Raw genomic sequence first — 24,687 nt, 5'->3', positions numbered from 1 at the left:
CGCCGTCAGGGCAACTGGCCGCGCCCGGTCGCCGTCCAGTAGATGCCGCCCATCAGATGGTCGAGATAGCGCGGATCGCGATACATCTCGCCATTATGGCCCAGCGTGGTGACGAACACCCGCCCCTTCTCATAGTCATGATACCAGGCGACGGGATGCTCCCGCCCCATCGGCTTCGCTACCTGTCCCGGCCAGATTTTGGTCGGGTCGTAGCTGCTTTCCTCGACATCCAGCACCGGATGGATCGTCACCTTATAGGGGTTGGCGGTGACATAATATTCGTCGGTCCAGATCCAGCGATCGGGCAGGCCATAGGTGGCGGGAAAGCCCTTGTCGGTCGGCGTCACCACCGCCGTCTGCACCATCGGATGGATGACGAAACTGCGCCCGACCATCTTCTCGTACCAGGCCCATTCGCCCGGCGGCGTGATGAGCGCGCGATGCACGACGATGGCATTGCCGCCCGCCCGCATATAGGCCTCGAACCTGGCGCGCTGGGCCGGGTTCAGTTCCTCGCCCGGCGTGTTGAGGAACATCACCGCCGCATATTGGCTGAGATCGCCGTCAAAGACTGAGGTGTTGTTGGCCCAGGTGAAGCTGAAATCATGCAGCTTCCCCAGATGCTCCAGGCTGTCGCGCGCGATCGGGATATATTCATAATGATATTTGTTCGGGATGGCGAGGACCAGCAGCTTATACTGGTCCTCCGCCTGCACCGCTACGGGCACCGACAGCGCCAGCAGGGCGATGAGTGCCCCGACCTTGTTTCTCATCCGCCTGTCTCCTTCGCTCGCCTATCGCTAGGACAGGCAGCGACGGAAAGATAGCGCTCCCATGGTCGTAGTCAGCCCGGCAGCAGGCCGATCGCGTCCACTTCGACCAGACAGCCATGATGAAGCTCGGGTGCGGGCACCACCGTGCGCGCCGGCCTGGCATCCCCCATCAGCTGCGCATAGATGGCGTTGAAACGCGGCCAGTTCTCGACGCCGACGATATAGGCGGTGACGCGCGCGATCCGCTCCGGCCCGCATCCTGCCTCTGCCAGGATCGCCAGCATATTGCCGATCGCCAGCCGTGCCTGATCCTCGAACGACTGGTCGCTGCGCGGCCCCTGCCCCGCCACCACCGGCAATTGCCCCGACACGAAGATAAAGCCATTCGCAATCGTCGCCTGCGCATAATGGCCGGCGGGCGCCGGCGCCTTGTCGGTCTCGATCCGCGTCACGTCCATCACCATCCTCCAAATCGCGGCCAGACCGCTTCCACCGCATCGCTGCCGGGCCGCACCACATGATAGCGATCATGCTGCGCGCCGGTGGCACAGGCATGGTTGGGCAAGATCCGCACCCGATCACCCACCGCCAGGTCCGGCAGCACACCCGATGCCCCCGGCCGCAGCGCGATGATGCCATGCTCCTGATTGGCATCGACCAGGACCAGATCGCCATAGGGCCGCCCGTCCCGGTCGCAGACCAGGCCATAGCCCTGATCGACATCCTGCTTGGCCGTCCCGCGATCGCGCGACATCGCCATCCAGCCGGCATCGACCAAGATCCAGCCCTTGTCCCGCTGGTGCCCGATCACCGTCGCCAGCACCGACAGGGCGATGTCGTCCACCGAACAGATGCCGATCCCGGCCATCACCAGATCGAAGAAGACGAAGACGCCGGCGCGCACCTCGGTCACGCCGCTCAGGTCCGTGGCATGATGGGCGGTGGGGGTCGATCCGACGCTGATCACCGGGCAGTCATGTCCCGCCTCTTTCAAGGTCCGCGCCGCCGACACCACGGCATCCCGCTCGGCATCGGCGCAGGCGCGCAGTTCCGCCGCGCCGCGCGCGCCATAGCTGCCGCCGGCATGGGTCATCACGCCGCGCAATGCGCCGCCCTGCGCCAGCGCCGCGCCGATCGCCCGCAACCGCGCCGCATCGCCGGGCTGCACGCCCGACCGATGGCCGTCGCAATCAATCTCGATCAGGGCCGGAATGGCGGTTCCGGCCGCGCGCGATGCGGCCGCAACCGCCTCCGCCTGCTCGACCGAATCCAGCACGATCGCCAGGTCCACGCCCTGCGCCCGCAGCGCCAGTATCTCGGGCAATTTGGCCGGGCTGATGCCGACCGCATAAAGAATGTCGCGCACCCCGGCCGCCGCAAAGCGACGCGCCTCCTGCAGGGTCGATACCGTCGCCGGCCCCTGCGGCGTCGGCATCAGCCGCTGCGCGACCTCGACCGACTTGGCGGTCTTGAGATGCGGCCGCATCCCCACGCCCAGCCCGTCCAGATGCGCGCGCAGCCGCGCGATATTGCGATCCATCCGGTCTGCATCCAGCACCAGGCAGGGCGTCGACAAGGTATCGAGGGAGGCAGGATCGTCGGAAAGGGCAGACATAAGAGGCTCCGTTGCTGACCCGCAGATTGCCGAGATGCGGCGGCTTTTCAACGGGCTCGACGGATTTCGGCAATTTTTCCTCCTCCGCCGCAGCCCCTTGCCCGACTCACTTCATTCCGTTATTTCTGTTTTTACAGAAAGGAACGTCATGCCACTTCTCGACCATCCCGATGCCAAGGCGTTCCTGCTCCACTGGGGTGAGATGGGCACCCAATGGGGCGTCAACCGGTCGGTCAGCCAGGTCCATGCGCTGCTCTATCTGTCGGACCATCCCCTGCCCGCCGACGAGATTGTCGACCAGCTCGGCCTTGCCCGCTCCAATGTCTCGACCGCGCTCAAGGAACTGCAATCCTATGCGATTGTCCGCCGCGTCCATGTCGAGGGCGACCGACGCGACCATTTCGTCGCGGAAACCGATCTGTGGGAAATGCTCACCCGCATCGCTGCCGAGCGCAAGCGGCGCGAGATCGACCCGACCATCGCCCTGCTGAACGACCTCGCCCAGCGGTTGACCAAGGATGAGAGTTGCCCGCCCCATGTGCGCGAGCGCATCACCCGCATGCATGAATTCATGTCGACGCTCGGCAACTGGTATGAGCAGGTGAACAAGCTGCCCAAGTCGACCCTGATCGCCCTCATGAAGCTCGGCAACAAGATCGCCCGCTTCATCCCCACCGGCAAGAGCAAGGACTAGTCGCTGCTGATCGATGCGCCCCGACGCCCGATCGCGCCCGCAAGTTTCGGAGTTTACAGAAATGTCTGACACGAACGACAAAAACCCCGATCCCATCACCCCGCCCGTTCGCACCGGATCGGCCCCGCTGCGCATCGCCTCGGCTGTCGCTCTGGCCATGGCCTTCGCGATCGGTGTCTATCTGCTGCTCGACGCCACCCGCGTGAACGGCCTTGTCAGCTTCACCTTCCTTCTGCTCCTGCCCGCCGCGCTCACCGCATTCGTTGCCTATGTCGGCGACCCCTGGGCGGAGCGGTCGCGCCGCTATTATATGACGATGCCGCTCTGGCTGCTGGGCGCAACCATCCTCCTGTCCGTCCCGGTGCTGAAGGAAGGAGTGATCTGCATTGTCATGCTCGCCCCGCTGTGGATCGCCAGCGGCCTGGCAGGCGCCTATGCCACCTATCGGCTGCGCGGCCGCGCCGGCGATCGCGGCACCAGCTATTGCATGGCGGTGCTCGCCATGCCGCTGATCGCGATGCAGGTCGAACCGATGATCCCCCTGCCCGACGCCACCGCCACGGTCAGCCGCTCGATCATCGTAGAGGCCAGTCCGAACCGGATCTGGCCGCTGCTGCGCGGCATTCCCGATGTCCGGCCGGGCGACGGCACATGGACCTTCACCCAGGATGTGCTAGGCGTGCCCCGGCCGCTCGGCGCCCATATGCTGGGCGACGGGATCGGCGCGATCCGCATGGCCGACTGGGGCCGGCAGGTGCGGTTTCGCGAGCATATCATCAACTGGCAACCGGGCCGCAGCATCGGCTGGCGCTTTGATTTTCGCGGGCTCGACGCCTGGCAGTTCACCGACCGGCACCTGATGCCCGACAGCGCCTATTTCAAGGTGACGACCGGCGGCTATCGCATGGAACCGGCCGGCCCTGGCCGCACCCGCGTCATCATCGACACCCATTATTGGATGCAGACCCCGGTCAATGGCTATTCCCGGCTGTGGGGCGAACTTTTCCTGGGCGACATCGAAAAGAACCTGCTCGCCCTCATCAAGCAGCGCGCCGAACGGTCTGTCGCGCCCACCATCCTCTGACCGCCAAAAGGAGATGAACCATGGTTGAAACCGCCTATGCCCTCTATCTGGTCATCACGCTCGCCATCACCATCTGGGTCGCGCGCACCCTGTCGAAAAATGGCGAGGTCTTCCTGACCCAATGTTTCGGCCATGATGCGCAACTGGCCCGCTCGACCAACCATCTGCTCGTCGTCGGCTTCTACCTCGTCAATATCGGCTTCATCACCCTGACGCTCAGCCTGGGCAAGGAACCGACCAGCTATGCCGAAACGATCCGCTTCCTCAGTGCCAAGATCGGCCTCGCCGTGCTCGTGCTGGGCGGCATGCACTTCTTCAACATGGGCGCGATCGCCCATTTCGGTCGCAAGGTGAATGGCTGGCTGCACGACGGCCATCCCCAGGCCGCCTGATCGCCAGCCGGAAGGGTGCGCCCCACCCTTCCCCTTTTCCGGGAGGTTCCGATGACCCATGCCGATCCTGCCCATCTGCGCGGCGCCGCCCGCGCGATCCTGACCGCCGGCCCGTTGTTCATGACACTCTATCTGGCCGCCGATCTCTATCGCCGCATACCCGATGCCATTACGGTGGATCTGGGCATCCTCATCATCCTGCCCCTCATATTGCTCTTCGCGTTGATCTTCGGCCCCTTGGTTGCCGCCATCCCGATCATCATCGGGACGACGTCGATGCGCGTCCTGGCATATCATTGTCCCCTTTTTGCCCCCCGCGCCTTCTGGTTGCTCGCCGGTGCCGCCATCGGCTTCGGCGTGGCTTATGGCTGCGACCTATTGGGGGAAGTCCCTGATTTGAGCTTTGCCCTGATCGCCACCAGCGGCCTCAGCGGCTGGCTGGCCTACACGCCGGAATAGTATTTCCGCGCCCCTGTCCTATTGAACCATGCCCCGCTATACTGATTGCATCTCATAACAATATGTCCCACTGGCGTTTGGAAATTGCCGAATGTGCGGGAAAAGTGCGAAGTTAAGCGAAATATGTCCAATCATCAGATCCATGTCATCGGCGGCGGTCTCGCCGGTTCGGAAGCCGCCTGGCAGCTCGCCCAGGCCGGTATCAAGGTCCGCCTGTCGGAAATGCGCGGCACCGGAGAGATGACCCCGGCGCACCAGACCGATGGGCTGGCGGAACTGGTCTGCTCCAACAGTTTCCGTTCCGATGACGCGGACAAGAATGCCGTGGGCCTGTTGCATCAGGAAATGCGCCGCCTCGGCTCGCTGATCATGGACCGCGCCGAACCGGCCAAGGTGCCGGCCGGCTCTGCCCTGGCGGTCGACCGCCATGTCTTTTCCGACGGCGTCACCCGCGCGCTGGCCGAACATCCTAATGTCGAGATCGTGCGCGAGCGGATCGACACGCTGCCGACGGAGGGCATGACCATCGTCGCCACCGGGCCGCTGACCGCAGCGGCGCTCGCCAGCAGCATCGGCGAAGCGGCCGGCATGGAGCATCTCGCCTTTTTCGACGCGATCGCGCCGGTCATCCATTTCGACAGCATCGACATGGAAGAATGCTGGATGGCCAATCGCTGGGACAAGATCGGCCCCGGCGGTGGCGAGGGCAAGGACTATATCAACTGCCCGATGAACAAGGAGCAGTATCAGGCCTTCGTCCAGGGGCTGCTCGACGGCGAGAAGACCGAGTTCAAGCAATGGGAGTCGAGCACCCCCTATTTCGAGGGCTGCATGCCGATCGAGGTGATGGCATCGCGCGGACCGGAAACGCTGCGCCATGGCCCGATGAAACCGATGGGGCTCGACAATCCCAAGACCGGCCGCTGGCCCTATGCCGTGGTCCAGCTGCGCCAGGACAATGCGTCGGGCACGTTGTGGAACATGGTCGGTTTCCAGACCAAGCTGAAGCATGGCGCCCAGGTCGAGCTGTTCCGCACCATTCCGGGCCTGGAAAAGGCCGAGTTTGCCCGGCTGGGCGGGCTGCATCGCAACACCTTCATCCAGAGCCCCAAGCTGCTCGACCCGACGCTGCGCCTGAAAAGCGCGCCGCATATCCGTTTCGCCGGGCAGATGACCGGGTGCGAGGGCTATGTCGAAAGCGCTGCCATCGGCCTCATCGCCGGGCGTTTCGCTGCGGCCGAGATATTGGGCCAGGAACTGGCGCCGCCGCCCGCCGACACGGCACTCGGTGCGCTGCTCGGCCATGTCACCGGCAATGTCGAGACCGCCGACTATCAGCCGATGAATGTCAATTTCGGTCTTTTCCCGACGCTCGACGACGTCAAGAAGAAGCAGCGCAAGGAAGCCTATACCGCCCGCGCCCGCGCCTCCTTCGGTCGCTGGCTGGGTGAGGTGGTGGAACCGGCCTGACCTTTCCGGGACAGGCTCAGCATTTGCAGCGCGGTTTCGCCGCCCGCTTCGGCGCTGTGGTGGCGAATTCGGCCGGGGTCAGCTTGCCATCCTTGTCGGCATCGGCCCCAGTGAAGCGATCGGCCGTCGCCACCGCCCATTCCTCGAACGACAGGAGATTGTCCTTGTTCGCATCGAGTTGCTTGAACGCGGCAGTGCGGCTGCCCAGCATCTCGATCCGGCTGATGATGCCGTCGCGATTGCGGTCATAACGGGCGAAGCGCTTTTCCTCGCGGCTCTGCGGGCTGGCTTCGCCGGGCATCGGTGGTGCCTCCCCGACCGCATCGGGATCGCCCTCGGGCAGGGCTTCGTTCGCTAGCGGCGGCGGTGGCGCGAGCAGCGCCTTGGGCGGCGGCTCGTTGGTCGCCTGCCCCTGCCACCAGAACAGGCCGGCCGCGACCAGCAGCAACGCCCCCATGCCCCCAGCCAGCAACCGTCCCATCGCCCGCTCCCCACTTCGTGACGGCAGCGAACCTATCGCGATCGACTAGCGCCCGACAAGCGCGATCCGCATCAGCCGCCAAGCCATGTTCCGCGTCAGCCCGACCGGCGCCCGCTGTCCCCGCTCGACATCATGCCGCGCCAGCAGATAGGCGATGCGCAGCGGCTTCCACGCCCTGGGCCACACTGGATCGCCCACCTGCGGCAACAGATCGCGGGCAAGGCCGATGGCGGCGTCCGCCAGTGCGTCGTCGCCGCTATGGGCGGACAGATCCCACAAGGCCCAGACCTTGCCGGCCGCGATCAGCCAGTCGGGCGCATCGGCCACATCGGCCAATGCCTGGAACAGCCCGCCGCCGCGCCCGGCGGCATAGTCGCGCAGGCCGGTGAGGTCGATCTCCGGCTCCACCACCAGCACTTCCCAACCGTCGAGCATCGCCGGGATACCGGGCGCGGCCAGCGCACCGATCGCGCGCAGCCAGTCGACCACCGGTTCGCCCTGCCCCTTGACACCCGCCTCGTCCGTGACGACGCCCAGCCACCAGGCAAGGCGCATCTGCCCGATCGCCGGATCGCTGGTGGTTCGCGCAATTTGCGCAAAGCGCTGGTCCAGCGCCCAGAGCGCCCGATGCCGCTCGGCAAAGCGCCCGGCATGCCCGGAAAGCAGGCGCGCCAGCGGCGCCAGATCGTCCGTGCGATCCATCATTTCGATCCCGATCTAAAAATGGCTTATCAATCCTTTAACCAGACTTCGCATAGAGACCCTAACCAGTCCCGTTGCATGGCCGACGATGGCCCTGTCCAGATTTCTGGGGGGAAACGGGCGACATGGGTGAATGCGGAACATGGGCAAGCAGATCAAGCGCGCGATGACATTCCTTGGCCGGCTTCGGCGCAACCAGGCGGGCAATACGCTCGCCATGGTGGCCGCAGCCATCATCCCGCTCGCCGGCCTGATCGGTGGCGGCGTGGACATGAGCCGCGCCTATATGGTCCGCGCGCGCATGCAGCAAGCCTGTGACGCCGCCGCACTGGCGGGACGGCGTGCGATGACCACCGCGTCAATGACGGATGACAACAAGGCCGAAGCAAAGAAATTCTTCGACTTCAACTTCCCGCAGCAGACCTTCGGCGCCGCGAGCTTCACGCCCGTGATCCAGAGCAAGCCCGGCGAGACGACGACCGTCCAAGTGTCGGCCGAAACCACCATCCCGACCACCATAATGCGCATCTTCGGCGTTCAGACATTGTCGTTGGCCGTGAACTGCGATTCGCGTTTCGACATTGGCAATACGGATGTGATGCTGGTGCTGGATACCACCGGGTCAATGAAGGATTCGATCTCCACCGGTTCCGGCAGCGGAACGACCACGAAACTGGCAGCGCTGCAACAAGCGGTGAAGGATTTCTACGACACGCTGGGGCCGGGTTCCGATATCACCGGCCGCATCCGCTATGGATTCATGCCTTATAGCAGCACGGTCAACGTCGGAAAATCACTACCTGCCAGCTATTTGCAGGGTGGGACGTCAGGCGAAACCTGGGATTATCAGACCCGGCGCTGGGGTTTCTGGGGCAATTATGACACCACCACGACCTATGGCACCTGGACGAAGCTTTCCGGCAGCGAGAGCACCAGCACCGGCACGGAAAGCAGCAGGAACAGTTGCCCGTCGATCCCCAGCAACACGGGCACGACCACGACCAGTAATTCGAATGTCCAATCGACAACCGACAGCAAGGGCGTGATCACCGAAACGGCGACCGTCACACGCACGCGCAACGGCATGTTCTACACCGCATCAGGCAATTGCTACTATTCCAACAGTCGCTATCGACAGGATTGGGAAGCAAAAAATTATAGCAGCTATAAGGATCAGACCACCGCAACGACGACCCGCACGCCCAAATATGAGTGGCAATATACGCAACTGCCGCTGGACGTGACGCAATTCGTGAAGGGTAGCGCGGTGGCGAATCCGGCCTACAACTCCGAATCCAACAGCGACGGACTCTCATCGACATCCACCTGGAATGGCTGCATCGAGGAACGCTCCACCGACAGCAGCATCACCAAAGATACGTCGACCGCGTCCATCCCCAGCACGGCATATGACCTTCAGATCGATACCCTGCCCAACAGCAAGGATACAAAATGGCGCCCTCACTGGCCCGACGTCGAATTCTCGCGCAGCGGGACGGGAATGGCCTATACCGGCAGTTGGCTGAACAGCGCGGGCAATATCAGCGGCGGCTATGTGGCCTGCCCGACCCAGGCGCGCAAGCTGACATCCTATAGCAGCCGGACGGCCGTGCCCACCGGTCAGACCAGCAGCTATAACAGCTATGTCGACAGCCTCGTCGCGGTCGGCGGCACCTATCACACCATCGGCATGATGTGGGGCGCTCGCTTCCTCTCACCGACCGGCATCTTCTCGGCCGACAATGCAGCGGCGCCCAACGGGTTCAACGTTTCCCGCCACATCGTCTTCATGACCGATGGCAAGATGAGCGCATATAATAACGTCTATGGTGCATGGGGTTATCAGGCGCTCGACCAGCGCGATGGCCCTTCCGGTGCCAGCAATGACGATCTGACCGCCATCCACAAGCGCCGCATGGAAATGATGTGCAACGCGATCAAGTCGAAGGGCATCACCATCTGGGTCATCGGTTTCAGCGACGAGGACGTGATGAGCAGCGAGCTCCAGAATTGCGCCAGCAGCGCAAACCACTGGAGCATGAACTATACATCGGCCTCCCTGAAGACGACCTTCCAGAATATCGCCAAGAATATTGGCGGCCTCCGGTTGTCGAACTGATGCGCTGGCTCTCCTCCCTCCCCCGCAGGCTGGCGCATGACCAGCGTGGCGCGACGCTCATGGAATTCGGGCTGATCGTCACGCCGCTCTGCTTGTTCATCATGGGCGTTGGCGACTTGGGCTATCAGTCCTATCTGCGCTCAGTGACCCAGGGCGTGCTCGATAGGGCCTCTCGCGCGGCATCGGTCGGCACGCTCAGCAGCACGCAGATCGACGCCTATATCGACAGCCAGATGCAGGCGATCAACAGCAAGAACGGCTCCACTTCAGTGACCAAGAAGAGCTATTACAACTTCTCGCGTGTGGGAAAGCCCGAGAAGATCACCACGGATACGGCACCGCTTGGCAGCTTCAACACGGGCGATTGCTTCGAGGATTCCAACGGCAATGGCAGTTACGATAGCAGCGCGGGCTCCACGGGCCTGGGTGGTGCTGACGATATCGTCTTCTATCAGGTGACCGTGTCCATGCCCCGCCTGTTCCCGATGGCCAAACTGCTCGGCTGGAGCGCAACCCAGACCGCCACAGCCAACGCCACCATCCGCAACCAACCCTGGTCCAACCAGGCCACATTGCCGATCATCTGCACATGAAACCGACCCATCTCCCCCTTGCGCGCTGGGCGCGCCGTCTGCGCGACGATCAGTCCGGCCTGGCCCTGATCGAATTTGCCTATTCCTTGCCGGTGCTGATGGTCCTCTCCATGGGTGGGCTGGAAATCGCCAATCTGGCAACCGCCCATATGCGCGTTAGCCAGATCGCGATGCTGGTGGCCGACAACGCCTCGCGCGAGCGAACCTCGATTGACGAGGCGGATATCAACGAAATCTTCACCGGCGCCGAACTGGCCGGCGCCAACCTCAAGGATTTCAAGGCGAATACCCGCATCTTCCTGTCCGACCTGGAACCCAATACCCAGACCGGCACCAAAGCGGGCCAATATATTCGCTGGCAGCGCTGCTGGGGCGGCGGCGCTTTCACCTCCACCTATGGCAAAGCGGGCGACGGCACCAGCGACGCCACATTGGCGGACGGACTGGGCCCTACCGGGACCAAGATCAAATCGGGCAGCGGTACCGCCGTCATGTTCGTCGAGGTGGCCTATACCTACCAGCCACTGGTATCCGACAGCATCTTCGGCACCAAGGTCATCCGCTACACCAGCGCCTTCAACGTCCGTGAACGCACGGATCAGCAGATGAAGAATGCGGGCAAGCTGACGACCGCTCAGACAGCCGCTTGCCCTACCTGAAAATCGGCAGAAACAACGTGAATAGAAAAAGGGGCGATCCGATCGGACCGCCCCTTTTTCATTCTCACTTGTAGCAGACCTTCTTGGCCGCTTCGACCACGCGGGCCGCGTCGATCAGTGCCAGCTTTTCGAGGTTGGCGGCATAAGGCAGCGGCACATCCTCGTTGGTGACACGCAGGACCGGGGCGTCGAGGTCGTCGAAGCCCTTTTCCATCACGACGGCGGCGATTTCCGACGCGATCGAGCAGGTCGGCCAGCCTTCTTCCACCACCACCAGGCGGTTGGTCTTCTTCAGGCTTTCCAGCACGGTCGCGGTGTCGAGCGGACGCAGCGTGCGCAGGTCGATCACTTCGGCGTCGATGCCTTCGGCAGCAAGCTGCTCGGCCGCGTCGAGCGCCAGGCCCACGCCGATCGAGTAGCTGACCAGGGTCACGTCCTTGCCCGGACGCATGATGCGCGCCTTGCCGATCGGCAGGACATAGTCGTCTACCTTGGGTACGTCGAAGCTGCGACCGTAGAGAAGTTCATTCTCCAGGAACACGACCGGGTCGGTCGAGCGGATCGCGGCCTTAAGCAGCCCCTTGGCGTCGGCCGCGTCATAGGGCGCGATGACGATCAGGCCGGGAACCGCGGCGTACCAGGGGCCGTAGTTCTGCGAGTGCTGCGCGCCGACGCGGCTGGCCGCACCGTTGGGACCACGGAACACGATCGGGCAGCGCATCTGGCCGCCGGACATATAGTTGGTCTTGGCCGCCGAGTTGATGATGTGGTCGATCGCCTGCATGGCGAAGTTGAACGTCATGAACTCGATCACCGGACGCAGGCCACCCATGGCCGCACCAGAACCGATGCCGGCAAAGCCATATTCGGTGATCGGCGTGTCGATGACGCGCTTGGGACCGAATTCGTCGAGCAGGCCCTGGGTCACCTTGTAGGCGCCCTGATATTCGGCGACTTCCTCGCCCATCACGAAGACGCGCGGGTCCGACCGCATTTCCTCGGCCATGGCGTCGCGCAGCGCTTCGCGCACGGTGGTCTTGACGAACTCGGTGCCGGCCGGAAGGTCCGGATCCTGCACGGTCGCCTTGGCTTCCGACGCCAGCTTGGAGGTACCGCTTTCCGCCTTCTTGGGAGCTTCTTCAGCCTTGGGCGCTTCGGCCTTCTGCGCAGGTGCCGGGGCCGCTTCGCCGCCCTCGCCCGCCATCGTCGCAATGACGGTGCCGACCTTCACGCCTTCGGTGCCTTCGGCGATCACGATCTGACCGATCTTGCCTTCGTCGACGGCTTCGAATTCCATCGTCGCCTTGTCGGTCTCGATCTCGGCGAGGATGTCGCCGGACTTCACTTCATCGCCTTCCTTCACCAGCCACTTGGCCAGCGTGCCCTCTTCCATCGTCGGCGAGAGCGCCGGCATCTTGATTTCGATACCCATTAATATTGCTCCACCAGCACGTCGGTATAGAGTTCATGCATCTCAGGTTCGGGCGAGGTTTCGGCGAAATCGGCCGCTTCGGCGACGATCTTGCGGATATCCTGGTCGATGACCTTGATCTCGTCCTCGCTGACGCCGGCGTCGATCAGATATTTCTTCACGCCCTCGATCGGGTCGCTGTTGTCGCGCACCGCCTGAACCTCGTCACGCGAACGATATTTGGCCGGGTCGGACATGGAGTGGCCGCGATAGCGGTAGGTCTTCATTTCGAGCAGGATCGGGCCATTGCCGCCCTGGACCCACTTGAGCGCTTCCTCGGTCGCACCGCGCACCGCCAGAACGTCCATGCCGTCGACCTGGATGCCGGGGATACGGAAGCTCTCGCCACGGCGATAGAGCTGGTCTTCCGACGAGGCGCGGTTGACGCTGGTGCCCATGGCATATTGGTTGTTCTCGATCACGAAGATGATCGGGAGCTTCCACAGCTCGGCCATGTTGAACGATTCGTAGACCTGGCCCTGGTTGGCCGCGCCGTCACCGAAATAGGCAACGCACACGCCGCCATCATCATTATACTTGTGGGCAAAGGCCAGGCCCGCGCCGAGCGACACCTGGGCGCCGACGATGCCGTGGCCGCCATAGAATTTATGCTCGACGCTGAACATGTGCATCGAACCACCCTTGCCGCGCGAAATGCCGGCTTCGCGGCCCGTCAGTTCGGCCATGATGACCTTCGGATCGATGCCATAGGCGAGCATGTGGCCGTGGTCGCGATAGCCGGTGATCACGCTGTCCTTGCCGGGCTTGAGCGCCGACTGGATGCCGACCGCAACCGCTTCCTGGCCGATATAGAGGTGACAGAAGCCGCCGATGAAACCCAGACCATAAAGCTGGCCGGCCTTTTCCTCGAAGCGGCGGATCAGAACCATCTGCCGATAGAATTCCAGCAGCTCTTCCTTGCTGGCCTTGTAGTCGGTGGGCGTTTCGGGGCGCGGACGATTATGGTCCGCACCGGCCGGCACTGCGGCCTTTGCCTTTGCGCTGTCGGCGCGCGGCGTGGTTGGTTTCGCCAAGGCTATTATCCTTTTGCGTGGGTAGGATGGAAGGAAGCCCGATATGCGTCAGAGTTGCATAGATTGCAACGGCGGACCCCACGGAATCCCGGCATAATGAATGTCCCGAGTGCAAAAACGACAATCCATGACAACGCTGTCGAAAACGGGTCACGAACGGCTGGCAACAAAATGTTGCCGCGACATGATTTTACCAAATAAATGGAAAGCGCACTCCGTCGGAGTGCGGATCAGTTCAGCGGAACGATCACTTCGTCATGGTGAATCACGCCGAGCTGGCGACGGATCAGCTCGTCCGACAGATCAGGATCGACGCGGCGCGGATTGAGCAGATCGACCCGGTTGCGCAGCTCCTGGCGATGCAGCTGGACGATCTTGAGCTCAGCCTTCGCATCGCGCAGCTGGCGCGAATAATCGCCCCAGGCAAGCACGCCATTGGAGCCGAGGACGACGTAGCCGGCGAAGAACAGCAGCAACAGCACCGCGATTGCCGGCCCGAGGGCCGACATCAATAGCATGCGGAGCTTTGCGATATGCGCCATGAATCGCTTGAATCACAGGATTCGACCGGTCGCAAGCAAAAACATGCCCGATGCGACCAGCCGAATCCCTAACCTGAAATCAGCCGTGGATCAGCGGAAGATCGAACGACCGGCATAGACCGCCATGTCGCCCAGCTCTTCCTCGATGCGGATCAGCTGATTATACTTGGCAAGCCGGTCCGAACGGGCGAGCGAGCCGGTCTTGATCTGACCGCAATTGGTGGCGACGGCGAGGTCGGCGATGGTCGAATCCTCGGTCTCGCCCGAACGGTGCGACATGACCGCCGTGTAGCGGGCACGGTGCGCCATATCGACGGCGGCGAGCGTTTCCGACAGCGTGCCGATCTGGTTAACCTTCACCAGCAGCGAGTTGGCCAGCCCCTTGCCGATGCCCATCGACAGGCGGGCTGGGTTGGTGACGAACAGATCGTCGCCGACCAGTTGGACCTTGTCACCGATCTTGTCGGTCAGTGCCTTCCAGCCCTCGAAATCATCCTCGCTCATGCCGTCTTCGATCGACTTGATCGGATAGTCGGCGGCCAGCGCGGCGAGATAGTCGGCCATTTCGACCGGCGAGAGCGACAGGCCTTCGCCCGAAATCTCATATTTGCCGTTCTTGAAGAATTCGGTCGCTGCGCAGTCCAGCGCCAGCACGACATCGTCACCGGGCTTGTAGCCGGCCTTTTCGACCGACACCATGATGAAGTCGAGCGCATCGCGGGTCGAGGCGATGTTGGGGGCAAAGCCGCCCTCGTCACCGACCGAGGTCGCCAGGCCCTTGTCGTGCAGGCCCTTCTTGAGCGTGTGGAAGATTTCCGAACCGATGCGCACGGCGTCGGCGATGCTCTCCGCACCGACCGGCATGATCATGAATTCCTGGAAGTCGATCGGATTGTCGGCATGCTCGCCGCCGTTGATGATGTTCATCATCGGCACCGGCAGGACATGCGAGGAGACGCCGCCGACATAGCGATAGAGCGGCAGGCCGCGCGCGTCGGCGGCAGCCTTGGCGGTGGCCAGCGACACGCCCAGGATCGCGTTGGCGCCCAGACGCGACTTGTTCTCGGTGCCGTCGAGCGCGATCATCGCGGCATCGACTTCGCCCTGATCCTCGGCATCGAGGCCGATGAGCTGCTCGGCAATTTCGTCATTGACGGCGGCGACAGCGGCCAGCACGCCCTTGCCCAGATATTTGCTCTTGTCGCCGTCGCGCTTTTCGACCGCCTCATAGGCACCGGTCGATGCGCCCGAGGGCACGGCGGCGCGGCCGAAGCTGCCATCTTCCAGCATCACATCGACTTCGACGGTCGGATTGCCGCGGCTGTCGAGAATCTGGCGGGCGTGGATATCGAGAATGGCGGTCATGATCGCTCCCTGATCTGGGCCCGGACACGCGCCGGGCGGCCTTTTCGCGGCCCCGCTTAGCCAGCAGCCCCAAACTTGGCAATCCGGGGGGACTTGCCATCGGACAAAAAATGCCGATGCTCAAAATAGTAACGGCGCCGGAACTGTAGGCCGCCGCCAAGCATTAGGATCATGACAGCCCGCCCCGCGCGGGACCATGAGGTTGAGCTTTAGGGAGACTTTGGACAATGGCCGACACCCCGGAAACCCCGCCCGTCAAGCGCGCGAAGAAGGCGGTTGCCGCCAAGGCGAAGCCGGCGTCGACCAAGGCCTCCACCCCGGCCGTCAAGGCCGCGCCGGTGAAGAAGGCCGCCACCCGCAAGGCCCCCGCAAAGCCCGGAAACGGGGCCGCCCATGGCTGGTCCGCACAGATCGCCCCAATCAAGGCGCAAGCCGAAAAGGCCGCCAAGGCCGCAACCGACAAGATTAATTCGGTCGACTGGAAGGCGCATATCGATCCGATCAAGGAACAGGCCGGCAAGACCGCCAAGTCTGCGGCAAGCAGTGCCAAGGACAAGACCGGTTCGGCCATGCAGAGCCTGTCGAAGCTGATTGCGGATACCGCCGGCACGGTCGATGCGAAGCTTGGCCCTCAATATGGCGACTATGCCCGCCAGGCGGCGGAATCGGTGGCCAGTGCCGCAGATACGCTGGACAGCAAGGATGTCGACCAGTTGATGACCGAGGCGCGTGATTTCGTGCGCAAGAGCCCGGCCGTTGCCATCGGCGCAGCCGCCGTGGTCGGCTTCGTGTTGATGCGCCTTGCCAAAGGATCGTCCGACAGCGACGCCTAACGAACGCAAGACAGGATTATCGTGACGGCTAACCGCAGGCCCCGGTTGACGGGGCGGAGGGGCAATTGACGCAGGAACCAGCGGATACGGTGGCAACGCCGCAGACCGAAGGGAATGAGGAGTCTGTCCGCGCGACATTCGCCCGCCTCTATACCGATGGCCGCGCCTATGCGCAGGCGGAGGTCGAGCGCCAGAAGCTGCGCGCGGGCATTGCCGGCGCCGGCGTCCGTAACGCCGCGATCCTGGGGATCGTCGCCCTGATGCTGCTGTTCGCCGCGATCGTGACCCTGTTGATCGGGTTGGTGATTGCGCTGTCCGCGATGATCGGGCCGCTCTGGGCAACGCTGGCGGTGTTCGGCGGCGCCGTACTGATCGCCGTCCTGCTGCTGCTGCTGGCCAAGGGGCAGATCAGCCATATGTTGAAGACGATCAAGTCATGAGCCGGGAACAGGCCTATCGCGAAGCGACGGAACGCGCGGCGCATCTGCGCAGCAAGGCGGTCCTGAGCCTTGCCGATGCTCAGGCGCGGATCGCACCCGATCGGCTGAAGGCCGATGCCGAGGCGAAGATCACGGCGACCGCGCTCGACGGCGTCGCCTATGTCGGTGCCAAGGTGCGCCAGCGGCCGGTTGCCACCAGCGCGGCAGCGACCGGCATCGTCCTGTTTCTCTTCCGCCGCCCCCTCACGGCACTTTTCGGACGACTGTTCGTTCGACTGAGGAACCGTAACACGGAAATTTCGGAGATTGATGATGGCTGACATCCGCGCCCAACTGACCCGCGTCCGCGAAGCGGCCAATGACGCCGCCGGCAGCGCGACCGACATGATCAAGGACAGCACCGGCAAGGCGCGCGAAAGCGCCGGCGAGCTGATCCAGACCGGCAAGGACAAGGCGAGTGAAGCCTATGGCGACGCGCGCGATCGGGGCCAGCGGGTCGCTGCCCGCGCCAACGAGATCATTCAGGAGCATCCGGTTGCGGCCGTGGCCGGCGCGGTCGCGGCCGGCGCAGTCATCGCCTGGATGTTCCCGAAGAGCCGGAAAGTGATGAAGGCGCTGCCGGGCCTGGCCGCCACTGCCGGCGCGCGGGTGCTGGAAGCAGCCGCCACCGCCCGCACGGCCGCGAGCGAGAATAGCGAGTCGCTGCGCCACAATGCGGGCGAAGCGCTGGCCAGTGCGCGGGACAATGCCGGCGAAGTGCTCAGCAAGGCCCGCGAAACGGCCAGCCATGCGCTGTCGAGCGCCAAGGAAAGCGCAAGCGACACCGCGACGGCGGCCCGTGACGCTGCGGCATCGGCCGATCTTGGCGGCAAGGCATCGAAGCTGGCGGACGAACTGGTCGCGCTCGTCTCCACCCGCGTCGAGGCGTTGGGCGACGCGATCAAGGCACGATTGCCGAAAAGCTAATCGCGATTGCCGCAAACGCAATCGACACAAAGGCCGCTTTCCTTGGCGGATCGCAGGGACGATGCTAAGGCACCGCGATCAGTCAAAGGAGAACATATAACGCCATGAGCAAGATGCATCTGGTGATGGGCGGCCGCGTAACCAACCCGCAGACGCTGGAATTCCAGGACCTGAGCAAGGTCGACTTGGTTGGCGTCTTCCCCGACTACGCCTCGGCCGAAAAGGCTTGGCGCGGCGCGGCGCAGCGCACCGTCGATGACGCCGAAATGCGTTATGTGATTGTCCATCTGCACCGCTTGCTGGAGCCTGAGCTGCCGGCAGCCTGATGGCCCGTTTCGGGCGAGACCGGATCATGCCCCGGTTTCGCCCGAACACAGTTTATCGAACGATCAATTGATAGCCTGGGGCCGTTTACGGAAGCGCCAGCGCAGCAAGGGCCGGGTCAAGGCCAGCCCTGCAAGGAAGCCGCCGATATGCGCGGCAATCGCGATTTGACCCAGATCGCCCAATCCCCCCGCCGTCGCCACGCCGATCATCAGCTGGATCGCGATCCAGGCGGCCGCCAGCCACAGCACCCGCACAAAATTGGCCGACAAAGGCCCGATCCGCCGCACCTGTTGCTGGCTGTAGAGCAGCGCATAGGTTGCGATGATCGCGGAAATGGCGCCACTCGCCCCGACCATCGGATTGACCGATTCCGGCGTGATCGCCCATTGCGCGAAGCAGGCCGCATAGGCGCCGACGACATAGAGGATCAGCGTGCCGGTGCGGCCCAGCACATGCTCGACCTGCCGACCGCAGAAAAGCAGCATCAGCAGGTTGAAGCCGATGTGCAGCCAGCCGGCATGGACGAAGGTGCAACTGAGCGGCGTCAGCCACCAGGGCACCGCCGCCATGCCGTCCAGCAAGCCGGGGTTGCCAATGCGGGCGGGAATGAACCCGCCCAGCAAGGCCGCATTGTCGATCTGCCCGGTTGCCAGCAGCAACAGGAACAGGACGAACGTGACCAGCGCGATCGCGTTGGTCGTGCGTCCGGCAGGCAGTTTCACGGGATCAGATGAACGCGATCTTGTCGACCAGGTAGAATTTGTCGCCCGACGGGACCGACACTTCCACCTCGTCACCGACCTCGCGGCCGATCAGCGCACGGCCCAGCGGGCTGTTATAGCTGATCATGCCCGCCTTGGCGTCCGCCTCGGCCTGGCCCACGATCTGATATTTGACCGGCTTGTCGTCCTCGTCCAGCAGGGTCACGGTCGCGCCGAACACGATCTTGTTACCCGACAGGGTGGTCGGATCGATGATCTGGGCGCGCGACAACTTGTCTTCCAGGTCGGAAATCGTTGCCTCGACCTGCCCCTGCCGTTCCTTGGCGGCGTGATATTCGGCATTTTCCGACAGGTCGCCGTGGGCACGAGCTTCCTCGATGGCGTCCACGATCAGAGGGCGCTCGGCCTTCAGTTCGCGGAGCTGCGCATTGAGCTTGTCATAGCCCACCTGCAGCATCGGCATCTTCTCGACGGTCGCCATTATTGCAAATCCTTCGTCAAAACTTCCCTTTGGCGGCGCCGAACGTGGCGCCACCCGCAGCATGCTTCCTGGTGAAGGTGATCAGGCGTGCGACCCAGGATAATAGGACTGGAGCGAGCGCACTTCAAGGGCGCGGTCCCGCAAAGCCTCGATTGCGTCCGCCGCAGCGACGCTGGCGGTCGCGGTGGTGAAACTCGCAATCTTTGCGCGTAGAGCACTGGTGCGGATCGCCTTGCTGTCCTTCAGGGACTGCCAGCCTTCGGTGGTGTTGAAGATCAGCTGCACGTCGCCATCGGTGATCCGGTCGACAATGTGCGGGCGCCCTTCGGCCACCTTGTTCACATGCTCGACGGCGATCCCCTGCCCTTCCAGATAGGTGGCGGTGCCGCCGGTCGCGATGATGGTGAAGCCCATGCCCGCCAGCTTCTGCACCGCCGGCAGGATCACCGGCTTGTCGCTGTCCTTGACCGACACGAAGACGGTGCCGCTGGTCGGCAGCACGGTGCCCGCACCCAGCTGCGCCTTGGCAAAGGCGGTCGCAAAATTGCTGTCGATGCCCATGACTTCGCCGGTGCTCTTCATTTCCGGCGAGAGCACGGGGTCGACGCCGGGGAAGCGGTTGAACGGGAAGACGGCTTCCTTGACCGCGACATGGTCGATCGCGTTGCGATCGATCCTGGGCAGATCCTTGATCTTTTCACCGGCCATGACGCGCGAGGCGATCTTGGCGATCGGGGTGCCGATCGCCTTGGCGACGAAGGGCACGGTCCGGCTGGCGCGCGGATTGACCTCGATCAGATAGACGATGCCATCCTTGACCGCGAACTGGATGTTCATCAGGCCACGGACCGACAGGGCACGGGCCAGCACTTCGGTCTGACGCTCGATCTCGGCAATCACCTCGTCCGACAGGCTGTAGGGCGGCAGCGAGCAGGCCGAGTCACCGGAGTGAACGCCGGCTTCCTCGATATGCTGCAACACGCCGGCGACAACCACATCGTCGCCGTCGCACAGCGCGTCCACGTCCACCTCGACCGCATCACGCAGATACTGGTCGATCAGCACCGGGGAGTCGCCCGACACCTGCACGGCGGTGGTGATATATTCTTCGAGCTGGGCCTGGCCGTCGACGATTTCCATGGCGCGACCGCCAAGGACATAGGACGGACGCATCAGCACCGGATAGCCGATGCGATTGGCGACCGCGATCGCCTCCTCGCGGCTGCGGGCGATGCCGTTGGCCGGCTGGCGCAGCTTCAGCTTGTCGATCAGCGCGGCGAAGCGCTCGCGATCCTCGGCCAGGTCGATCGCGTCCGGGCTGGTGCCCAGGATCGGGATGCCGGCATCTTCCAGCGCCTGTGCCAGCTTGAGCGGCGTCTGGCCGCCAAACTGCACCAGCACGCCCGCCAGCGTCCCCTTCGACATTTCGACATGCAGGATTTCCAGCACGTCTTCGGCCGTCAGCGGCTCGAAATAGAGGCGGTCGGACGTGTCATAATCGGTCGACACGGTTTCCGGGTTGCAGTTGACCATGATCGTCTCATAGCCGGCTTCGCTCAGCGCAAAGCAGGCATGGACGCAGCAATAGTCGAACTCGATGCCCTGGCCAATGCGGTTGGGACCACCGCCCAGGATGACGACCTTCTTGCGGTCGCTGGGCTGCGCCTCATTCTCCGGCTCGCCGAAGATCGGGGCTTCATAGGTCGAATACATGTAGGGCGTCTTCGCCTCGAACTCGGCGGCGCAGGTGTCGATGCGCTTGAACACCGGACGCACGCCCAGCTTGTGGCGCAGGCTGCGCACCTCGTCCTCGGTCACGCCGCCGGTCATGGCGACGACGGCATCGTGGATCAGGCCGCTACCGCGCGCGACGCCGCGCTCATTGCCGCGCAGATTGGCGGACTTGAGCGCCAGCCAGGCGAGACGCTTGTCGGAAAAGCCCATGGCCTTGAGCCGGCGCATGCCGTCCGCGTCGCGCGGCAGGCCATGTTCCAGCACCTCATTCTCGGCCTCGACGATTTCCTTCAGGCGCTCCAGGAACCAGGGGTCGAACTTGGCGATATTGTGGATTTCCGCGACGGTCAGCCCTTCACGAAGGGCTTGCGCGGCGACCAGCAGACGATCGGGCGTCGGCTGTGCCAGGGCGGCGATGATGTCGTCCTTGGGCGCGCCGACCAGATGATCGACCTGGTTGAAGCCGGACAGGCCGGTTTCCAGACCGCGCAGCGCCTTCTGCATCGATTCATGGATGTTGCGGCCGATCGCCATGACTTCGCCGACCGACTTCATGGCGGTGCCCAGCAGCGGTTCGGCGCCCTTGAACTTTTCGAAGGCGAAGCGCGGGATCTTGGTCACGACATAGTCGATGGTCGGCTCGAACGAAGCCGGGGTCGCGCCGGTAATGTCATTCTCGATCTCGTCGAGCGTGTAGCCGACGGCCAGCTTCGCCGCGACCTTGGCGATCGGGAAGCCGGTCGCCTTCGACGCCAGCGCCGAGGAGCGCGACACGCGCGGGTTCATCTCGATGACGACCAGGCGGCCATCCTTGGGATTGACCGCGAACTGGACGTTGGAACCGCCGGTCTCGACGCCGATCTCGCGCAGCACAGCCAGGCTGGCGTTGCGCATGATCTGATATTCCTTGTCGGTCAGCGTCAGCGCTGGCGCGACGGTGATGGAGTCGCCGGTATGGACGCCCATCGGATCGACATTTTCGATCGAGCAGATGATGATGGAATTGTCGTTGCGATCGCGCACGACTTCCATCTCATATTCCTTCCAGCCGAGGAGCGATTCCTCGATCAGGACTTCGGTGGTCGGCGAGGCATCCAGGCCGCCACGGACGATGTTCATGAACTCGTCGCGATTATAGGCAATGCCGCCGCCAGTGCCGCCCATGGTGAAGCTGGGACGGATGATCGAGGGAAGGCCGGTGAACTCCAGCGCTTCCATCGCCTCTTCCATGGTGTGGGCGATGCGCGAGCGGGCCGATTCCAGGCCTATCTTGTCCATGGCGTCGCGGAACTTGATCCGGTCCTCCGCCTTGTCGATCGCCTCGGCGTCGGCGCCGATCATCTGGACGCCGTATTTCTCCAGCGTGCCGTCGTTGAACAGCGCCAGCGCCGTGTTCAGCGCGGTCTGGCCGCCCATCGTCGGCAGCACCGCATCAGGCCGCTCCTTCTCGATGATCTTCGCCACGATTTCGGGCGTGATCGGCTCGACATAGGTCGCGTCGGCAAATTCCGGATCGGTCATGATGGTGGCCGGGTTGGAATTCACCAGGATGATGCGATAGCCCTCTTCCTTCAGCGCCTTGACCGCCTGCGTGCCCGAATAATCGAACTCGCACGCCTGGCCGATGATGATCGGACCAGCGCCGATGATGAGGATGGAGGAGATGTCGGTTCTTTTAGGCATCGGGCTTTTCGCAATCCAGTTGCATGCGTTGTGGCTTAATCGGGAAGCCGGACCAGTGAAGTTTTTTAAGAAGCTTCGAAAGGGGCGGAGCGCCATCGCTGGCTTTGAACGTTATTCTTTCGCAGTTGTGTTCGGCGACCTCGCGCTTGATCAAATTCCAACCCATTGGCTCGGCTCGTTTTGCAATCCGGTCGCACATCCAACCTGCTGCGCAGTACTGAAAGTACTTGATGTCATCACAATCAAAAGCTTCGATTTTTCGAAGATCAACGATGAACTTGGCCAGCAGCGAGCCCGCCAGAAAAATGAGGAATACCGTAATGAGAACGGCTCTCCAATTGACGAAGAGCCAATCGAGCATCAATGCACGCCCCCCGCCTGCGCCTCGCAGCCCCAGCCGTCATATTCGACGCCGCAGAGGATTTCGATCTGGAGGCACTTTTTGGTCAGCACGCGGATCGAGGCTTCGTCGACCGGCTGCACGCATTCCAGGAACAGGAACAGGTCACCTTCCTCATCTTCCTCACGGTCCAGTTCGACGAAGCCGAACTGGCTGGCGATGGTCAGGACACGCTCGAAATCCTTCTCGCTGCCCCGGAAGCTGACATCCACGGGCCGCGCGAGACGCGCGACGTCGCCATTGCACTTGAGATTGGCGAGGACGGCCTTGTCCGCCTCCCACTCTGCGGCAAGGCGCGCTTCGTCAACCGGGGGCAGGTTCTGGCTCACGCGGCGACCGCGCCCTTGAGGCCGTCGACGAACTTCTTGAACAGATAGAAGCTGTCCTGCGGGCCGGGCGAGGCTTCGGGGTGATACTGGACCGAAAAGGCATTCTTGTCGGTCAGTTCGATGCCGCAATTGCTGCCGTCGAACAGCGAGACATGGGTCGAGCGCGCATTGGCCGGCAGCGTGTCGACATCGACGGCGAAGCCATGGTTCATGCTGGTGATCTCGACCAGGCCGTCCGACAGGCGCTTGACCGGATGGTTGGCGCCGCGATGGCCCTGATGCATCTTGATCGTCTTGGCGCCGACGGCGAGGCCAAGCAGCTGGTGGCCGAGGCAGATGCCGAAGACGGGAATGTCGGCGGCCAGTACCTGCTGGATCACCGGCACGGCATATTCGCCGGTCGCGGCCGGATCGCCAGGGCCGTTCGACAGGAACACGCCGTCGGGATTGAGCGCCTTGACCTGGTCAAAGGTCGCGGTGGCGGGCAGCACGGTGACGCGCGCGCCGGCCTTCACCAGATTGCGGAAGATGTTGTTCTTCGCGCCATAATCGATGGCGACGACATGGGGGCGTTCCTCACCCGCTTCATTGAGGCCATAGCCGTGGCCGATGGTCCAGATGCCGTCCTTCCACAGGCGGCTTTCCTTGCCCGTGACTTCGATGGCGAGGTCCATGCCTTCAAGGCCCGGCCAGGCGGCCGCCTTGGCAGCGAGCGCGGCGATGTCGAAATTGCCATCCGGATCATGGGCGAGGACGACGTTGGGGGCGCCCTTCTCGCGGATCATGCGGGTCAGCGCGCGGGTATCAACACCGGCGAGGCCGATGCGCCCCTTGTCCTTCATCCACTGGTCGAACGGTTCGACATTGCGGAAATTGCTGGGCGCGGTGACGTCCTGCCGCACGATGCAGCCCAGCGCATAGGGGCTGTCGGCTTCGACATCGTCGAGGTTGGTGCCGACATTGCCGATATGCGGGAAGGTGAAGGTGATGATTTGCCCGGCATAGGAGGGATCGGTCATGATCTCCTGATAGCCGGTGATCGAGGTATTGAAGCAGAGTTCGCCGACCGCGTCGCCGACCGCGCCGAAGCCGCGACCGAAGACGGCGGAGCCATCGGCAAAAACCAATACCCCTGTCGCTCCTTTGGGCACAATGAGGGTCTTGGCGTCAGCCATGGTCTGCGGTCCTTTATGCTTTTGCGGGAACCCGTCTGGTGCGGGTTAAACGGCCGGTCACCTATTCCCGCAACGCGTGAAGGTCAACGTCTGTTAAAAATCTCTTTTCGCATTATATCTACTCCTTTCCCGAGAAACAGGATT

The 24,687-nt window shown here is 63.3% G+C and carries 28 protein-coding genes; 13 read left to right on the top strand and 15 right to left on the bottom strand.

Features of this window, described 5'->3' with window-relative positions; translation table 11 throughout:
* Nucleotides 1-5: 5 nt before the first annotated feature.
* The 3 genes from ACI6S0_RS04275 to ACI6S0_RS04265 form a co-directional block, all read right to left on the bottom strand.
* Nucleotides 6-773, bottom strand: a complete 768-nt coding sequence (locus ACI6S0_RS04275; RefSeq protein ID WP_434405062.1) for a ThuA domain-containing protein — start codon at nucleotides 771-773, stop codon at nucleotides 6-8.
* A gap of 71 nt (nucleotides 774-844) precedes the next feature.
* Nucleotides 845-1,231, bottom strand: coding sequence for a RidA family protein (locus tag ACI6S0_RS04270; RefSeq protein WP_434405060.1), 387 nt, complete (start codon nucleotides 1,229-1,231; stop codon nucleotides 845-847).
* Nucleotides 1,231-2,388 carry a DSD1 family PLP-dependent enzyme gene (locus tag ACI6S0_RS04265; RefSeq protein WP_434405059.1) on the bottom strand — a complete coding sequence of 386 codons (1,158 nt, stop codon included), beginning with the start codon at nucleotides 2,386-2,388 and terminating at the stop codon, nucleotides 1,231-1,233. Before ACI6S0_RS04265 ends, ACI6S0_RS04270 begins: the two co-directional genes overlap by 1 nt.
* 148 nt (nucleotides 2,389-2,536) lie before the next feature.
* On the opposite strand from ACI6S0_RS04265, the gene ACI6S0_RS04260 reads away from it, so the two are divergent.
* The 5 genes from ACI6S0_RS04260 (at nucleotide 2,537) to trmFO (ending at nucleotide 6,487) form a co-directional block, all read left to right on the top strand.
* Nucleotides 2,537-3,082, top strand: a complete 546-nt coding sequence (locus tag ACI6S0_RS04260) for a GbsR/MarR family transcriptional regulator (protein ID WP_434405057.1) — start codon at nucleotides 2,537-2,539, stop codon at nucleotides 3,080-3,082.
* A gap of 61 nt (nucleotides 3,083-3,143) precedes the next feature.
* The gene (locus tag ACI6S0_RS04255; protein WP_434405056.1) at nucleotides 3,144-4,166 is read left to right on the top strand and encodes an SRPBCC family protein; all 1,023 of its coding nucleotides are present in this window, start codon (nucleotides 3,144-3,146) and stop codon (nucleotides 4,164-4,166) included.
* A 20-nt stretch (nucleotides 4,167-4,186) separates the two neighbouring features.
* On the top strand, nucleotides 4,187-4,558 hold the full coding sequence (locus ACI6S0_RS04250) for a hypothetical protein (protein WP_097382644.1): 372 nt from the start codon (nucleotides 4,187-4,189) through the stop codon (nucleotides 4,556-4,558).
* A gap of 51 nt (nucleotides 4,559-4,609) precedes the next feature.
* A complete protein-coding gene (locus ACI6S0_RS04245) occupies nucleotides 4,610-5,017 on the top strand; it encodes a hypothetical protein (protein WP_270092650.1) in 408 nt (135 codons plus the stop codon).
* Between the two features lie 123 nt (nucleotides 5,018-5,140).
* Nucleotides 5,141-6,487 carry a methylenetetrahydrofolate--tRNA-(uracil(54)-C(5))-methyltransferase (FADH(2)-oxidizing) TrmFO gene (gene trmFO, locus ACI6S0_RS04240; RefSeq protein WP_169861415.1) on the top strand — a complete coding sequence of 449 codons (1,347 nt, stop codon included), beginning with the start codon at nucleotides 5,141-5,143 and terminating at the stop codon, nucleotides 6,485-6,487.
* A 16-nt stretch (nucleotides 6,488-6,503) separates the two neighbouring features.
* Here the strand turns inward: trmFO and ACI6S0_RS04235 are convergent, their stop codons facing one another.
* The gene (locus ACI6S0_RS04235) at nucleotides 6,504-6,968 is read right to left on the bottom strand and encodes a hypothetical protein (protein ID WP_434405054.1); all 465 of its coding nucleotides are present in this window, start codon (nucleotides 6,966-6,968) and stop codon (nucleotides 6,504-6,506) included.
* Between the two features lie 45 nt (nucleotides 6,969-7,013).
* Nucleotides 7,014-7,673, bottom strand: coding sequence for a hypothetical protein (locus tag ACI6S0_RS04230; protein WP_434405053.1), 660 nt, complete (start codon nucleotides 7,671-7,673; stop codon nucleotides 7,014-7,016).
* A 139-nt stretch (nucleotides 7,674-7,812) separates the two neighbouring features.
* On the opposite strand from ACI6S0_RS04230, the gene ACI6S0_RS04225 reads away from it, so the two are divergent.
* From ACI6S0_RS04225 to ACI6S0_RS04215, 3 genes are read left to right on the top strand one after another with little or no spacing between them, the layout of a single operon-like run.
* The gene (locus ACI6S0_RS04225) at nucleotides 7,813-9,789 is read left to right on the top strand and encodes a pilus assembly protein (protein ID WP_434405052.1); all 1,977 of its coding nucleotides are present in this window, start codon (nucleotides 7,813-7,815) and stop codon (nucleotides 9,787-9,789) included.
* A 59-nt stretch (nucleotides 9,790-9,848) separates the two neighbouring features.
* A complete protein-coding gene (locus tag ACI6S0_RS04220) occupies nucleotides 9,849-10,382 on the top strand; it encodes a TadE/TadG family type IV pilus assembly protein (protein ID WP_254792260.1) in 534 nt (177 codons plus the stop codon).
* Nucleotides 10,379-11,041: a TadE/TadG family type IV pilus assembly protein gene (locus ACI6S0_RS04215; protein ID WP_434405050.1), complete on the top strand. Its 663-nt coding sequence runs from the start codon at nucleotides 10,379-10,381 to the stop codon at nucleotides 11,039-11,041. The genes ACI6S0_RS04220 and ACI6S0_RS04215 overlap by 4 nt, the downstream gene beginning before the upstream one ends.
* A gap of 64 nt (nucleotides 11,042-11,105) precedes the next feature.
* Here the strand turns inward: ACI6S0_RS04215 and ACI6S0_RS04210 are convergent, their stop codons facing one another.
* From ACI6S0_RS04210 to eno, 4 genes are all read right to left on the bottom strand, one after another.
* Nucleotides 11,106-12,473: a pyruvate dehydrogenase complex E1 component subunit beta gene (locus tag ACI6S0_RS04210; RefSeq protein WP_434405049.1), complete on the bottom strand. Its 1,368-nt coding sequence runs from the start codon at nucleotides 12,471-12,473 to the stop codon at nucleotides 11,106-11,108.
* Nucleotides 12,473-13,546 (bottom strand): pyruvate dehydrogenase (acetyl-transferring) E1 component subunit alpha, encoded by a 1,074-nt coding sequence (gene pdhA / locus ACI6S0_RS04205; protein ID WP_004211796.1) that lies wholly within the window; start codon nucleotides 13,544-13,546, stop codon nucleotides 12,473-12,475. The genes ACI6S0_RS04210 and pdhA overlap by 1 nt, the downstream gene beginning before the upstream one ends.
* Nucleotides 13,547-13,776: 230 nt before the next feature.
* Nucleotides 13,777-14,088, bottom strand: coding sequence for an FtsB family cell division protein (locus tag ACI6S0_RS04200; protein WP_004211795.1), 312 nt, complete (start codon nucleotides 14,086-14,088; stop codon nucleotides 13,777-13,779).
* Between the two features lie 90 nt (nucleotides 14,089-14,178).
* The gene (eno, locus tag ACI6S0_RS04195; RefSeq protein WP_434405047.1) at nucleotides 14,179-15,453 is read right to left on the bottom strand and encodes a phosphopyruvate hydratase; all 1,275 of its coding nucleotides are present in this window, start codon (nucleotides 15,451-15,453) and stop codon (nucleotides 14,179-14,181) included.
* Between the two features lie 227 nt (nucleotides 15,454-15,680).
* Here eno and ACI6S0_RS04190 point away from each other — a divergent pair, with 227 nt between their 5' ends.
* The 5 genes from ACI6S0_RS04190 (at nucleotide 15,681) to ACI6S0_RS04170 (ending at nucleotide 18,018) form a co-directional block, all read left to right on the top strand.
* Nucleotides 15,681-16,286, top strand: a complete 606-nt coding sequence (locus ACI6S0_RS04190; protein WP_037507498.1) for a hypothetical protein — start codon at nucleotides 15,681-15,683, stop codon at nucleotides 16,284-16,286.
* 65 nt (nucleotides 16,287-16,351) lie between these two features.
* Complete coding sequence (locus ACI6S0_RS04185; protein WP_004211792.1) at nucleotides 16,352-16,726, top strand: phage holin family protein; 375 nt, start codon at nucleotides 16,352-16,354, stop codon at nucleotides 16,724-16,726.
* Nucleotides 16,723-17,046: a hypothetical protein gene (locus ACI6S0_RS04180; protein ID WP_434405046.1), complete on the top strand. Its 324-nt coding sequence runs from the start codon at nucleotides 16,723-16,725 to the stop codon at nucleotides 17,044-17,046. The genes ACI6S0_RS04185 and ACI6S0_RS04180 overlap by 4 nt, the downstream gene beginning before the upstream one ends.
* Nucleotides 17,039-17,692 carry a hypothetical protein gene (locus tag ACI6S0_RS04175; protein ID WP_017501337.1) on the top strand — a complete coding sequence of 218 codons (654 nt, stop codon included), beginning with the start codon at nucleotides 17,039-17,041 and terminating at the stop codon, nucleotides 17,690-17,692. The genes ACI6S0_RS04180 and ACI6S0_RS04175 overlap by 8 nt, the downstream gene beginning before the upstream one ends.
* A 104-nt stretch (nucleotides 17,693-17,796) precedes the next feature.
* Nucleotides 17,797-18,018: a DUF4170 domain-containing protein gene (locus ACI6S0_RS04170; RefSeq protein ID WP_004211788.1), complete on the top strand. Its 222-nt coding sequence runs from the start codon at nucleotides 17,797-17,799 to the stop codon at nucleotides 18,016-18,018.
* Nucleotides 18,019-18,081: 63 nt separating this feature from the next.
* Here the strand turns inward: ACI6S0_RS04170 and ACI6S0_RS04165 are convergent, their stop codons facing one another.
* From ACI6S0_RS04165 to carA, 6 genes are all read right to left on the bottom strand, one after another.
* A complete protein-coding gene (locus tag ACI6S0_RS04165; protein WP_434405045.1) occupies nucleotides 18,082-18,741 on the bottom strand; it encodes a rhomboid family intramembrane serine protease in 660 nt (219 codons plus the stop codon).
* 4 nt (nucleotides 18,742-18,745) lie between these two features.
* Nucleotides 18,746-19,222 carry a transcription elongation factor GreA gene (greA, locus tag ACI6S0_RS04160; protein ID WP_004211784.1) on the bottom strand — a complete coding sequence of 159 codons (477 nt, stop codon included), beginning with the start codon at nucleotides 19,220-19,222 and terminating at the stop codon, nucleotides 18,746-18,748.
* 81 nt (nucleotides 19,223-19,303) lie between these two features.
* Nucleotides 19,304-22,639: a carbamoyl-phosphate synthase large subunit gene (carB, locus tag ACI6S0_RS04155; RefSeq protein ID WP_037507507.1), complete on the bottom strand. Its 3,336-nt coding sequence runs from the start codon at nucleotides 22,637-22,639 to the stop codon at nucleotides 19,304-19,306.
* Nucleotides 22,632-23,000 carry a hypothetical protein gene (locus tag ACI6S0_RS04150; protein ID WP_434405043.1) on the bottom strand — a complete coding sequence of 123 codons (369 nt, stop codon included), beginning with the start codon at nucleotides 22,998-23,000 and terminating at the stop codon, nucleotides 22,632-22,634. Before ACI6S0_RS04150 ends, carB begins: the two co-directional genes overlap by 8 nt.
* Nucleotides 23,000-23,368: a ribonuclease E inhibitor RraB gene (locus tag ACI6S0_RS04145; protein WP_434405041.1), complete on the bottom strand. Its 369-nt coding sequence runs from the start codon at nucleotides 23,366-23,368 to the stop codon at nucleotides 23,000-23,002. The genes ACI6S0_RS04150 and ACI6S0_RS04145 overlap by 1 nt, the downstream gene beginning before the upstream one ends.
* Nucleotides 23,365-24,543, bottom strand: a complete 1,179-nt coding sequence (gene carA, locus ACI6S0_RS04140; protein WP_434405040.1) for a glutamine-hydrolyzing carbamoyl-phosphate synthase small subunit — start codon at nucleotides 24,541-24,543, stop codon at nucleotides 23,365-23,367. Before carA ends, ACI6S0_RS04145 begins: the two co-directional genes overlap by 4 nt.
* Nucleotides 24,544-24,687 lie beyond the last annotated feature (144 nt).

This window comes from Sphingobium sp. DN12, assembly GCF_051058005.1.
Taxonomy (GTDB): domain Bacteria; phylum Pseudomonadota; class Alphaproteobacteria; order Sphingomonadales; family Sphingomonadaceae; genus Sphingobium; species Sphingobium yanoikuyae.
Note: the sequence above shows the minus strand (reverse complement) of the source record. Positions and strands in the feature narration are given on the sequence as shown.